Annotated in this window: 12 protein-coding genes; 6 read left to right on the top strand and 6 right to left on the bottom strand. The window is 43.5% G+C overall.

Going from position 1 to position 12,734, the window contains the following annotated elements; all coding sequences use genetic code 11:
• Positions 1-66: 66 nt before the first annotated feature.
• From ACW12G_RS00170 to ACW12G_RS00145, 6 genes are all read right to left on the bottom strand, one after another.
• On the bottom strand, positions 67-525 hold the full coding sequence (locus tag ACW12G_RS00170) for an N-acetyltransferase family protein (protein ID WP_455647014.1): 459 nt from the start codon (positions 523-525) through the stop codon (positions 67-69).
• A 168-nt stretch (positions 526-693) separates the two neighbouring features.
• Positions 694-1,533: a YidC/Oxa1 family membrane protein insertase gene (locus ACW12G_RS00165; RefSeq protein WP_010000016.1), complete on the bottom strand. Its 840-nt coding sequence runs from the start codon at positions 1,531-1,533 to the stop codon at positions 694-696.
• Positions 1,530-1,880, bottom strand: a complete 351-nt coding sequence (gene rnpA / locus ACW12G_RS00160; RefSeq protein ID WP_010004820.1) for a ribonuclease P protein component — start codon at positions 1,878-1,880, stop codon at positions 1,530-1,532. The genes ACW12G_RS00165 and rnpA overlap by 4 nt, the downstream gene beginning before the upstream one ends.
• Positions 1,881-2,000: 120 nt before the next feature.
• Positions 2,001-2,135 (bottom strand): 50S ribosomal protein L34, encoded by a 135-nt coding sequence (rpmH, locus tag ACW12G_RS00155; RefSeq protein ID WP_002816117.1) that lies wholly within the window; start codon positions 2,133-2,135, stop codon positions 2,001-2,003.
• A gap of 207 nt (positions 2,136-2,342) precedes the next feature.
• Positions 2,343-3,059, bottom strand: coding sequence for a YebC/PmpR family DNA-binding transcriptional regulator (locus tag ACW12G_RS00150; RefSeq protein ID WP_010004821.1), 717 nt, complete (start codon positions 3,057-3,059; stop codon positions 2,343-2,345).
• 82 nt (positions 3,060-3,141) lie between these two features.
• Entirely contained in the window at positions 3,142-3,675 is a 534-nt protein-coding gene (locus ACW12G_RS00145) for an rRNA large subunit pseudouridine synthase E (RefSeq protein ID WP_048699938.1), read from the bottom strand.
• A gap of 493 nt (positions 3,676-4,168) precedes the next feature.
• On the opposite strand from ACW12G_RS00145, the gene dnaA reads away from it, so the two are divergent.
• From dnaA to gyrA, 6 genes are all read left to right on the top strand, one after another.
• Entirely contained in the window at positions 4,169-5,515 is a 1,347-nt protein-coding gene (gene dnaA, locus ACW12G_RS00140; RefSeq protein WP_455647013.1) for a chromosomal replication initiator protein DnaA, read from the top strand.
• 189 nt (positions 5,516-5,704) lie between these two features.
• Positions 5,705-6,838 (top strand): DNA polymerase III subunit beta, encoded by a 1,134-nt coding sequence (gene dnaN, locus ACW12G_RS00135; protein ID WP_455647012.1) that lies wholly within the window; start codon positions 5,705-5,707, stop codon positions 6,836-6,838.
• A 140-nt stretch (positions 6,839-6,978) separates the two neighbouring features.
• Entirely contained in the window at positions 6,979-7,440 is a 462-nt protein-coding gene (yaaA, locus tag ACW12G_RS00130; protein WP_010000003.1) for a S4 domain-containing protein YaaA, read from the top strand.
• Positions 7,422-8,549 carry a DNA replication/repair protein RecF gene (gene recF, locus ACW12G_RS00125; protein ID WP_455646250.1) on the top strand — a complete coding sequence of 376 codons (1,128 nt, stop codon included), beginning with the start codon at positions 7,422-7,424 and terminating at the stop codon, positions 8,547-8,549. The genes yaaA and recF overlap by 19 nt, the downstream gene beginning before the upstream one ends.
• Positions 8,550-8,574: 25 nt before the next feature.
• Positions 8,575-10,584: a DNA topoisomerase (ATP-hydrolyzing) subunit B gene (gene gyrB, locus ACW12G_RS00120; RefSeq protein WP_146975921.1), complete on the top strand. Its 2,010-nt coding sequence runs from the start codon at positions 8,575-8,577 to the stop codon at positions 10,582-10,584.
• Between the two features lie 95 nt (positions 10,585-10,679).
• Positions 10,680-12,734 (top strand): DNA gyrase subunit A (gyrA, locus tag ACW12G_RS00115; protein ID WP_455647011.1); only part of this gene is annotated, 2,055 nt, incomplete at its 3' end.

Below are 12,734 nucleotides of genomic sequence, written 5' to 3'. Positions count from 1 at the left end.
ACTAGGGTCTTGGTATCTTCAGGGGTTAAATTCGATATATGATGCCACGTAAAGCGGCTAAATTTTTTAACTGTTTCGATCATCTCTATACGTCACATTGCTTGGTTGCGCAAGATTATCGCGGGCGATGATACGAAAACCTTCACGTTCATAAAAGCGTTGTGCTGCCACATTAGCCTGCACAACTTTCAGTTCGAGTGGCCGTTGCACTTGCTGCCGCGCCCAATCCAGTAAGGCTTTGCCCACGCCTTGTTGCTGCCAACTAATTTTCACAAAAAGTAAATGCAAAAAACTATCCCATTCAGATAAGGCTGCAAAGCCGACAATTTCATCAGCCACAACAGCGACTTGCACCAATTCACCCACACTCACCCGCTCAAAATCCGCATACTGTGGCTTTTTTACCCATGGAAAATAGGCCTGCCGGCTAGCGAGATAAATCTTGGCCACATTAGGCACATCTTGTGGTCGCATTGGCCGTAAGTGTACCGTGTGATCTGGAAAAGTTGTTGCATCTTGTGCCATTCAATGTTTGACTACTTTCATTAAAATTCAACGACTAACCATTACGATAATAATCGTTAGCGCATAACAGCATTTATTATAACAGTTTTTCTGTGCGACTGTAACCGTCTCTAATGACACAAAAAAGAACGACTTTCTAGTAGAAAGTCGTTCTGCTGTAAGCATTGTTTATCGGCGCGTACCGCGCTTTGCTTTTTTAATTTTACGTTGCAATTCACGTTCTTTTTGCTTGAGCAATTCACGTTCACGACGAATCTTAAACGGATTTTGCAAGAAGAATGTTTGAATTGTCTGGAAGACGTTACCAACAACCCAGTAAAGTGACAAAGCACTTGGTACCGCAATGGCTGAAAAGAAGATCACCACTGGGAAAATATAAGGCATCGCCTTTGTCATCCCGTTTTGTTCTGGTGTTGACTGCATTGACAACCATGATGAGGCAAACGTAAAGACTGCCGCTAAGATTGGCAAAACATAGTAAGGATCATGACTACCCAATTGCAACCACAAGAACTTACCTGACTTCAACACAGGTGATGTGTAAATGGCTTGGTACAAAGCAATCAAAACTGGCATTTGTACAATTAATGGTAACAATGACGCAAATGGGTTAACCCCAGCTTCTTTATATAAAGCTTGTTGCTCTGCCATCATTAATTGACGACTTTCAGTATCCTTACCTGGATACTTTGCTTGCAACGCTTTCAATGCTGGTTGTACCCCTTGCATTTTCATCATTGAATGAACTTGATAAACCATCAATGGCAAAATCAAGAAACGAATCAAAATGGTGAAAATAATGATCCCCATGCCGTAGTTGTTGCCAAACCAAGCGGCTGACCCCAAAATAGCTGATGTAAAGGCCGCAACAATTGCACCCCACAGCCCATTAGAAGCAACATGCCCGTGAAAAGAGGCACTGGCAATAACAATAATCACTAACGCCACGGCTGCTAGGATAAGGGGTAACGGGCCAATCTTTTTTAGAATATTTTCAAAACGTTTCATCGGTCTTCTACTTTCAAAATATTAGCTAATTTTAGCACATGTGTGATTTGTTCTTTGATGAATTTTTGGCTTTTTTTGGCAACAGCTGGGCGCGCAATAATTAATAAGTCCAACTCTTGCGGTAATTGTGGTTTCAGTTCTAAAATACTTTGTCTAATGCGCCGCTTGACCCAAACACGATCATGCGCCTTCCCAACCTTCTTACTCACTGACAAACCCAAACGAAAATGCTTTTGCTCAGGCTTTTGGAGCTGGTAAAGAATAAAATATTTATTTGCGACAGACTGATGCTTATTAAAAACGATTTGAAATTCAGCCGGTTTTTTTATTCGGAAAGTTTTTCTCATTAGATTTAGTCTCTCTTGAGGGATATGTACGCGGTTTTGGCCGCATCGCGATGCCGGCCTACCCTAGCAGTCCTCACGCTTTTAAAAAAATAAAAAAGCCACTGCATAGCAGCGACCTTGTTAGGCTGATAGAACCTTGCGGCCCTTTGCACGACGGCGAGCCAAAACTTTACGACCGTTGCTCGTGCTCATACGCTTACGGAATCCGTGTACGCGTTCACGATGGCGCTTCTTTGGTTGGTATGTACGCTTCATGTGTGTTCACCTCCATTCGCGATTTTTACCTGCAAAAACTTTGCAATTCGATTTTAATCATATCATGGATCACATCTATAAGCAAGCGTATCCGTGTAAATCAATCGCTGACTCATGTGTGACTCAATCCAATATGACCATTGTACGCTATCTCAGCATTTTGAACAACAAAAAAAGCCATCGACTGATGGCTTTTTCATCCCCTGCTTAAAGCGCAACGTTATGATGTACCTTTTGGACATCATCATCAGCTTCAAGGGCATCCACGAGCTTTTCAAATGTTGCCAAGTCTTCGCCTTCAAGCGTGACTTCGGCTTGTGGTAGCATCGTAATTTCTGTTGTTGAAAATTCTGACACACCGTTTTGACGAAGGGCCTCAATTGCCTTATGCAAATCAGCTGGTTCGGTATAAACGACCACTTGATCGTCTTGTTGTTCCGCATCACGGACATCAACTTCGGCTTCTAACAACGTTTCCAATACGGCATCCGCATCATCACCTTCAAAGACAACAACGCCAGTTTCATCAAATAAGTAGCTGACAGAACCAGCGGCACCATAAGTCCCACCGTTCTTGTTAAAGGCTGTGCGAACATTCGTGGCTGTGCGGTTAACGTTAGATGTCAACGTATCAACAATCAATAATGATCCATTTGGCCCAAAGCCTTCATAGCGCCCTTCGATAAAGGTTTCATCCCCTGAACCCTTGGCCTTTTCTAACGCACGTTCGATCACATGCTTTGGCACTTGTGCTTGCTTGGCACGTTCAATGACGAACTTTAACGTTGAGTTTGCTTCTGGATCAACACTGTTGCCTTGCTTGGCAGCCGCGTAGATTTCGATCCCATACTTACTGTTGACTTTGGCGGCAGCCCCATCGGTCTGCGCCTTTTTCATCTTAATGTTTTCCCACTTACGTCCCATGGTCTCACCTCATCTGTTTTTGTTTATCTCTTCAATATTATCACGGTTACACCGCATTTTGTACGATAACATACGCGCTGCTTCATTTAATCACGCGATATTCACCTGGCTTTAAATCCGCCAAATGATAGTCCCCAATGTGCGTCCGGATCAAACGCAAAGTTGGCAGCCCTACCGCAGCAGTCATCCGACGCACTTGCCGATTACGGCCTTCCTTAATCTTAAGTTGAATAAAACTTGTGGGTTGGTTTTTGCGCACTCGAATCGGATTCTCTCGTGGCCATAGCCATTTTGGATACGGGATGCGCTTGGCTTTTGCCGGTAGTGTCCAACCATCTTTTAATTCAACCCCACTTTCGAGTTGCTTTAATTGCGCCTTGGTTGGCACGCCCTCAACTTGCACCACATATGTTTTATACGCCTTATTCTCTGGATCAGTCAAAGCATGGTTCAACTTGCCACTGTCGGTTAACAGCAACAAGCCTTCACTATCCATATCCAAGCGACCAGCCGCATAAACACGTGGGATATCAATATAGTCTGCCAGCGTTGGCCGACCATCAGCATCTGTGAACTTCGTCAACACATTATAGGGTTTGTTAAAAAGTACGATCATACGCTTAATTATAGCAAACATCCTAGGTAAAAACAGGCGTTTTTTTGAAGGCCTTAAACTTTTCTTTAGAATTCACAAAGTTGTCCAAAACAAGTTACCAGCCTGTGCAGGATCAACGTTTCTGAAAACATTAATCACAGGGGTTTTCACAAGTTATCCACATATCCACAGGTTGTGGTTGTAAAATTGTGGATAATGTTTATAACAAACCTCAAATATTGTCCTTACACACTTTTACATGTGTACAACATTGTTTGTTTGTGGATAACTCGTACATTTGTTCGTTATAGTATCCACATCACCTTATTTCTTTTGTCCACACCTGTTGAAAGGTCGTAAAATTGTCTTTTGCTTGTGGAAAACTCAATTTCTTACTGTTATAATTAGTTTTGCTACTTCTTCTTTAAATATAGAAAAGTTGATCGGCACATCACGGCAAATGGACTATTTGTCGTTATTTTGGCATTGTGTCGAATATATAGGAGAGATTTTCGTGACAAAACCCATTACAAAAGAGGAATTATGGAATCAGGTCAAAGCTAAGTTCTATCAAGAAATTGGTCCTGTTTCATTTGATACCTATATCGAACCCTTAACACCCATTACCTTAACTGAATCACGGATTGTTTTGGAAGTGCCGGCAGAAGAAAGTGCCGACATTATTGACAACTGGAATAAATCTTATGCCATGAGTTTTGTGCAATATGCCATGGAAATTGCCGAAGGCTTTATTAAACCAGAACTCCGCGTGGCTGAAAGTCTACCAAAGTCAACGCCAATTCAAACGGAAAACCTCACATTTACCCGCGAATCCGATCTCAATGAAAACTTCACGTTTGATAAATTTGTTGTCGGCGCTGGTAATGAGAATGCTTACGCGATTGCGCGCGCTGTCGCTGAAGATCCCGGTCGTGTTTATAATCCGTACATGATTTACGGTGGTGTTGGTTTGGGCAAAACCCATTTGATGCAAGCCATCGGGAATGCCTATTCCAAAACAACGCCATCAGCCCGGATTAAGTACGCCACGGCAGAAGACTTTTTGAATGATTTCACTGAATCATTGCGAGCAGGTGAAGGGGCAACGGCGGCCTTCAAAAAAGAATACCGGACGGTTGATCTCTTATTAATTGATGATATTCAGTTCTGGTCAGGCAAAGAAAAGGTGCAGGAAGAATTCTTTAACACCTTTAATGTCTTAACCAAAACTGGCAAGCAAATCATCATGACCTCCGATAAGCTACCAACAGAAATCGTGGATTTGCAATCACGGCTGACGTCGCGCTTTGAAGCGGGGATCTCAATGGATATTCAAAAGCCTGATTTACCAACGCGAGTGGCCATTCTCAAGAACCTTGCCGAAACCGATCATTTAACTATTCCAAATGACGTGTTGGAATTAATCGCTGACAAAATTGATTCTAATATTCGAACACTAGAGGGGACATTCCATCGTTTTGAAGCGATGTTGCGTTTCCGTAATAAGCCCGCAACAAAAGAAACCGCCCAACAAATTTTAGGCGACTTAAATATTAATCAAGGGTTTAAAATCACTGTTGAACGCATTCAACAAGTGGTGGCCGATTATTACATGCAAACCATTGATGACCTGAAGAGTACCAGCCGGAAAAAAGATTTAGTGACTGCCCGGCACGTTGCGATGTATCTAACCCGGACACTCACCAACGAAAGTTTGCCTGATATTGGCCGTGCTTTTGGCGGACGGGATCACTCATCGGTCTTGCATGCGACTAACAAGATTACCGAAAAGGCTGAATCTGACGCACGTACAAAAGAAATGCTGGATGCCTTAACGGATGAGATCAAAAACGGTAAATAACGTGTGTGGATAACGTAGCATAACTCGGCTGTTTTTCCCACAACATTGTGAACAACTCATTACGCGCTAGCAGTTACCCACATAGTGTTTTCCACAACTCAAACACCCCTTATTATTACTACTAGATATCTTTATTTAACTTATTTAAAAAGCTACCCAGCTAAGGGCCAAAAATAGAGGAGCATAATTATGCAATTTTCAATTAATCGCCAAGTGTTTATTAAGTCACTTAATGATGTTTCACGTGCGATTTCATCACACACAACGATTCCTATTTTGACCAACATCAAAATTGTCTTGTCGCAAGATGAATTGATTTTGACGGGATCAAACAGTGATATTTCAATTGAAACGCGAATTGAACAATCTGATACGTCTGCACAATTAGTTATTGGCTCAACGGGTGGGATTACCTTACCAGCAACTTTTTTTGCCAATATTGTTAAAAATCTCCCAGCTGATGATTTAACGTTGGCCGTTGATGGGTTACGGGCAAGTATTACGTCTGGGGCTTCAGCCTTTACGATTAATGGGCAAGATGTCCGTAACTACCCACAATTGCCAGAATTAGATGATGTGCAGAGTTTGAGTGTTTCCGCAGCACAATTGGTAGATATCATTTCACAAACTAAAATCTCTGCCTCAACACAAGAAAGTCGGCCGATCTTAACAGGGATTCATTTGGCCTTAAATGGCAATGATGTGAAGGCCGTGACAACAGATTCGCATCGTTTGTCACAACGCATTGTGACGTTGACGGGGACTGATGCACAAGTGAACGCGGATGTGATTATGCCAGCGAAGTCTTTCAATGAGTTGCAAAGTCTCTTAGAAGGGCAAGACCGCGTCGACATTAAGTTGGCCAAAAACCAAGCAGTCTTTGATCTTGGGCATACAACGTTTTATTCACGCTTGCTGGAAGGGAACTATCCAGAAACGGATCGGTTGATTCCAACTGAAAGTACGACGCAATTAACCATTGATGCGGGCACCTTACTTGGGACCATTAACCGTGCGAGTCTGTTGAGTCACGAAAGCCGTAATAACGTGGTCCAATTGACCATGACCGATGGTGTCGTTACGCTGACTGGAACGTCACAAGAAGTGGGGCAGGTGCAAGAAGAATTACAGACAACGTCAGTTGAGGGTGAGAATTTAGAAATCTCATTTAACCCCGACTATGTCCGTGATGCGCTCCGTGTCTTTAACGGTAAGTTAGTTGATTTGAAGTTTACCACGAATTTGCGACCATTCACGGTCACGCCAGCTGGAGAAGTGGATAATAAGCAGTTGCAACTTATTACACCAGTGCGAACGTTTTAATTCGTGATATGCGTTTTAAATAAAATTAAGTCAAAGTAAACCATTACCCTTAAAACGACCTAAAATCGCTTAAAGCCGATTTTAGGCCGTTTTTTTAAGAATTAGCGGTGAAAAAATGGTATAATACAAAGGTAACCGATATGACGAAAACGATAGAAATTACAACTGAATACATCACACTCACACAACTTCTAAAAGAAGAAAATATTATTTCTTCAGGTGGTCAAGCAAAATATTATCTGATGGATTTTCCTGTCTTACTCAATGGTGAACCGGAAAATCGTCGGGGAAAAAAGCTATACGACCATGATGAAATCATCGTTGATGGCGAAACCTATATTATTTCGTTGGCTGAAAATGCGGATGAATTAATTGCCCAGGCACAACAAGAAAAGGATGAACGTGCCCTGGCCGCTAAGAAAACAGTCCGCGATGATCGCATTAAAGCACAAAAAGCAGCAGTGGCAAAGGCGCGTAAAGAGGCACGTTTTGCTGAGTTGCGTAAACAAAACAGCTCACGTGCCGGTGGTTTTGGGCGACCAAAACCAGGACGTCGCAGTAACGGGCCAAAAGGACCGGGTTCTTGGAACTCACATCGTTAACGCTCGCGAATTACCGGAATTATGCTGATTTGACGCTTGATTTTAGTGCGGGTGTGAATGTGTTTTTAGGTGAGAACGCGCAAGGCAAGACGAATTTGTTGGAAAGCATCTACGTCTTGGCTTTAGCGCGTTCTCATCGTACGAGTAGTGATAAAGATTTAATTCGTTGGCAAGCCAATTCGGCCACGATTAGTGGTCGCGTCAAGAAAAATGTCAGCGAAATACCGTTAGCTTTGCATTTTTCGACTAAAGGCAAAAAAGCACGGGTGAATCATTTAGAGCAATCAAAGCTATCACAATACATCGGCCAATTAAATGTCATTTTGTTTGCACCGGAAGATTTAGATCTCGTTAAAGGTGCGCCCAGTGTGCGCCGACGGTTTATTGATATGGAATTTGGGCAGATGAACCCGCTGTATCTCTATAACACGACGCAGTACCGGCGTATCTTAAAGGATCGGAATGCGTATCTTAAACGTTTGCAAATGAAACAAACGACCGATAAGGTATTTTTGTCGGTTTTGACAGCGCAATTAGTCGATGTTGGGGCGCAAGTTTTGCTCGCGCGTCGCGGATTTTTAGAACGTTTGCAAGCAGCGGCTCAGCCGATTCATGCAGAAATTTCTAATCAACAGGAAACGTTGACGCTAGCTTACCAAACTGGGGTTGCCTTTGAACGCGATGATGATCTCGAAACGGTTAAGGCAGCGTTTGAAGCGGCATTAGCGCGTCAAGAAGCCCGTGAGATTATGCAGGGGACCACCTTAGTGGGGCCACATCGCGATGACATTAAATTTATTGTCAACGAGAACGATGTTGCCGTTTTTGGCTCACAGGGTCAGCAACGCACAACAGCATTAGCGGTTAAATTGGCCGAAATTGACTTAATGCAAGAGGAGACGGGTGAATATCCTGTGTTGCTCTTGGATGACGTGTTAAGTGAATTAGATGCTAATCGACAAACGCATCTCTTACTAGCTATTCAAGATAAGGTGCAGACGTTTATTACGGCACCGACATTGAGTGATGTGGCGCGACAATTGATTCATACCCCGAAAGTGTTTCACGTGCAACATGGTGAAATTATGTTAGAAAAGCACGCTGAGTAATCAGCAGGTACATAAAGGATTTATTATGTCTGAAGAAAACAAGCATGATGTAGAAAATATTGACGGAATTGTCACAGATGACGAAGAAATTCGCAGTGCAAGCACGGTTGATGCGAATGCTGGTGATTATAATGCAGACCAAATTCAAGTCTTAGAAGGCCTTGAAGCCGTTCGTAAGCGTCCGGGGATGTACATTGGGACAACAACGGCCCAAGGCTTGCATCACCTCGTCTGGGAAATTGTGGACAACGGGATTGATGAAGCCTTGGCTGGCTTTGCATCCCATATTACCGTCACGATCGAAAAAGATAATTCAATTACGGTCACGGATGATGGCCGTGGTATTCCAGTTGACATTCAGACTAAAACTGGTAAGCCAGCGCTAGAAACGGTTTTTACCGTTTTGCACGCCGGTGGTAAATTCGGCGGTGGCGGCTATAAGGTTTCTGGTGGGCTACACGGTGTTGGGGCGTCGGTTGTGAATGCCTTGTCAACGAATTTAGACGTTCGAGTTGTGCGTGATGGGCAAGTCTATTACATGGACTTTCAAGTTGGTCGTGTGAATACCAACATGGTGAAACTAGATGAAGCGCCAACCATTGAACGTGGGACGATTGTGCATTTTAAGCCAGATGCCGATATTTTCCGTGAAACAACGGTCTATAATTACAACACGTTGTTAACGCGTGTGCGTGAATTGGCTTTCTTGAACAAGGGGTTGCGCATTTCTATTACGGATAAGCGTCCGGAAGAACCAGTTACAGAAAGTTTCTACTTTGAAGGTGGGATTAAAGAGTATGTCGACTATTTGAATGCCGAGAAAACGGTTGTTTTCCCTGAACCAGTCTATGTTGAAGGGGAAGAAAATGGCATTGTTGTCGAAGTCGCCTTACAATACACGACTGACGTTAAGGATAGCCTACGGACGTTTACCAACAACATTAACACCTATGAAGGTGGGACTCATGAAACCGGCTTTAAAACAGCGCTAACGCGTGTGATTAACGATTATGCGCGTAAGAATGGGCAGTTAAAGGAAAACGCTGAAAGTTTGACAGGTGAAGATGTCCGTGAAGGGATGACGGCCATTGTCTCAATCAAGCATCCCGATCCACAATTTGAAGGTCAAACTAAGACAAAACTTGGTAATTCTGATGCGCGTCAGGCTACTGATCGTATGTTTTCTGAAACCTTTAGCCGCTTCATGATGGAAAACCCATCGGTGGCCAAGCAAATTGTTGAAAAGGGTATTTTGGCGCAAAAGGCTCGGCTTGCGGCTAAGCGTGCGCGTGAAATGACGCGGAAGCAATCCGGCTTAGAAATTGGTAATCTACCAGGTAAATTGGCCGATAATACGTCAAATGACCCAGCGATTTCTGAATTATTTATTGTCGAGGGTGACTCAGCCGGTGGTTCAGCCAAGCAAGGGCGTAATCGTTTGACGCAAGCGATTTTGCCAATCCGTGGTAAAATCCTGAACGTTGAAAAAGCAACCTTAGATAAGGTGTTGGCTAACGAAGAAATTCGTACCATTTTCACTGCAATGGGTACTGGTTTTGGGGATGAGTTTAACGTCGAAAAAGCGAATTACCACAAAGTCATTATCATGACGGATGCCGATGTCGATGGCGCCCATATTCGAACGTTGCTATTAACGTTGTTCTACCGTTATATGCGGCCATTGATTGATGCCGGCTATATTTATATCGCCCAGCCACCTTTGTATGGCGTGGCTTTGGGAAACTCAAAGACCCGAGAATATCTTGACTCAGATGAAGAGTTAGAGGACTTTTTGGCACAATTACCTGCAAATATTAAGCCAAAGGTTCAACGTTATAAGGGACTTGGGGAAATGGATTTTGATCAGTTAGCTGATACAACCATGGATCCCTTGCACCGGCGATTGTTGCGGGTTGATCCTGCCGATGCCGAAGCAGCCGATAGTATCTTTGATATGTTGATGGGAGACGATGTCGCACCACGTCGTGAATTTATTGAAGAAAATGCTGTCTTCGTTGAAAACTTAGACATTTAATTCATGCGTATTTGGCGGTCATAATAGCTTAAAACGCTATGGCTGCTTTTTTGCAGCATCATGCTATCGTAGAAGAACTTTACAAGGAGTAAACAATGTCTGAACAAAATGACGCGCGTATTCGTAATGCGAATTTGTCAGAACAAATGAAAACATCATTCCTGTCATACGCTATGTCAGTAATTGTGGCGCGTGCCTTGCCTGATGTCCGTGATGGTATGAAGCCGGTTCATCGTCGTATTTTGTATTCAATGATTGAACAAGGCAACACGCCCGATAAGCCGCATAAAAAATCAGCGCGTATTGTCGGGGATGTCATGGGTAAATATCATCCGCACGGTGATTCAGCGATTTATGAATCAATGGTGCGCATGGCACAACCATTTTCATACCGACACATGCTAGTCGACGGCCACGGTAACTTTGGTTCTGTCGATGGTGATGGTGCTGCGGCGATGCGTTTTAGCGAAGCCCGTCTGTCAAAAGTGGCGAAGGAAATGGTCCGTGAATTTAATAAAGACACGGTTAACTTCGTTCCCAACTATGATGGTGAAGAACGTGAACCAGAAGTCTTGCCAGCTCGCTTCCCAAACCTGTTGGTCAATGGGGCAACCGGTATTGCGGTTGGGATGGCGACCAATATTCCAACGCACAATTTAGGGGAAGTGATCTCAGCTATTCACGTCTTAATGAATAATGCTGCGGCCACGACCTCAGATTTGATGGAAGCTTTACCAGGGCCTGATTTCCCTACTGGTGGGATTGTGATGGGCAAGTCTGGTATTCGTCGGGCCTATGAAACTGGTCGTGGGCGAGTAACCGTTCGTGCCAAAGTGGATATTGAGCAAACAAAGACTGGTAAAGAACAGATTATCGTGACGGAATTACCTTATGCCGTCAATAAAGCCCGTTTAATTGAACGAATTTCCGAATTGGCGCGTGATAAGCGCATTGAAGGCATTACGGGAATCCGTGATGAATCAGATCGTGACGGGCTACGGATTTCAATTGACGTGCGTCGTGATGCGTCAGCCAGTGTTATTTTGAATAACTTGTATAAGGAAACGTTGCTGCAAACAAACTTTAGCTTCAATATGTTGGCGATTAATGGTGGTAAGCCACAAACGATGAGTTTGAAGGCTATTTTGGAGGCTTACCTCACGCACCAACGTGAAGTCATTCGCCGTCGAACAGCCTTTGACTTACAAAAGGCCCAAGCACGCGCCCACATTTTGGAAGGGTTGCGTATTGCTTTAGATCATATCGACGCGATTATTACGATCATTCGCTCATCAGCGACTTCTGAAGAAGCCAAGACCCGTTTGATTGATGGGTATGCGCTGACAGATAAGCAAGCGCAAGCGATTTTGGATATGCGTTTGGTCCGTTTAACTGGCTTGGAACGTGACAAAATCGAAGATGAGTATCAGAAATTAGTCGAATTAATTACTGATTTGAAGGATATTTTGGCGCATCAAGAACGTGTTGATCAATTGATTTATGATGAATTGCTCGACATTCAAACGAAGTTTGGTGATGAACGTCGCACAGAACTTCAAGTTGGGGATGTGACGACCCTAGAAGATGAAGATCTGATTGAAGAAGAAGACGTAATTATCACGTTGACGCGTAATGGCTACATTAAGCGTGTCCCACAAGCTGAATTTAAGGCACAAAACCGTGGTGGTCGTGGTGTGCAAGGCATGAATGTCAATGATGAAGACTTTGTTGATCAAATGGTTGCCACATCAACGCATGATACGCTACTATTCTTCACCAATAAGGGTAAAGTTTACCGGATGAAGGGGTATGAAGTGCCAGAATATGGCCGTCAAGCCAAAGGGATTCCGGTTGTGAACTTATTGCACTTTGAAGGTGATGAAAAGATTCAAACCCTCATCAATGTGCATGGGGAAGCAACTGACAGTCATGATTATTTGTTCTTTGTAACACGGCTAGGTGTCGTGAAGCGAACAGCGGTGAGTGAATTTGCCAATATTCGGACGAACGGTTTGAAAGCCTTAACGTTGCATGACGATGATGAAGTTTTGTCTGTTCAAATTACGGATGGGACACAAAGTGTGTTAATTGCCACAAAGGACGGTTATTCTGTGCGCTTTGTTGAAGCAGATGTCCGAATCATGGGCCGT

The sequence above is a fragment of the Leuconostoc sp. genome, from assembly GCF_965300815.1.
The sequence above is the reverse complement of the archived record's forward strand: the minus strand, read 5'-3'. Positions and strand labels throughout refer to the sequence as shown.

What these genes read in the sequence shown, in the direction of transcription:
- ACW12G_RS00170 (WP_455647014.1), bottom strand. Translation starts at nt 525, where the DNA reads ATGGCACAAGATGCAACAACTTTTCCAGATCACACGGTACACTTACGG.
- ACW12G_RS00165 (WP_010000016.1), bottom strand. Translation starts at nt 1,533, where the DNA reads ATGAAACGTTTTGAAAATATTCTAAAAAAGATTGGCCCGTTACCCCTT.
- rnpA (WP_010004820.1), bottom strand. Translation starts at nt 1,880, where the DNA reads ATGAGAAAAACTTTCCGAATAAAAAAACCGGCTGAATTTCAAATCGTT.
- rpmH (WP_002816117.1), bottom strand. Translation starts at nt 2,135, where the DNA reads ATGAAGCGTACATACCAACCAAAGAAGCGCCATCGTGAACGCGTACAC.
- ACW12G_RS00150 (WP_010004821.1), bottom strand. Translation starts at nt 3,059, where the DNA reads ATGGGACGTAAGTGGGAAAACATTAAGATGAAAAAGGCGCAGACCGAT.
- ACW12G_RS00145 (WP_048699938.1), bottom strand. Translation starts at nt 3,675, where the DNA reads ATGATCGTACTTTTTAACAAACCCTATAATGTGTTGACGAAGTTCACA.
- dnaN (WP_455647012.1), top strand. Translation starts at nt 5,705, where the DNA reads ATGCAATTTTCAATTAATCGCCAAGTGTTTATTAAGTCACTTAATGAT.
- yaaA (WP_010000003.1), top strand. Translation starts at nt 6,979, where the DNA reads ATGACGAAAACGATAGAAATTACAACTGAATACATCACACTCACACAA.
- gyrB (WP_146975921.1), top strand. Translation starts at nt 8,575, where the DNA reads ATGTCTGAAGAAAACAAGCATGATGTAGAAAATATTGACGGAATTGTC.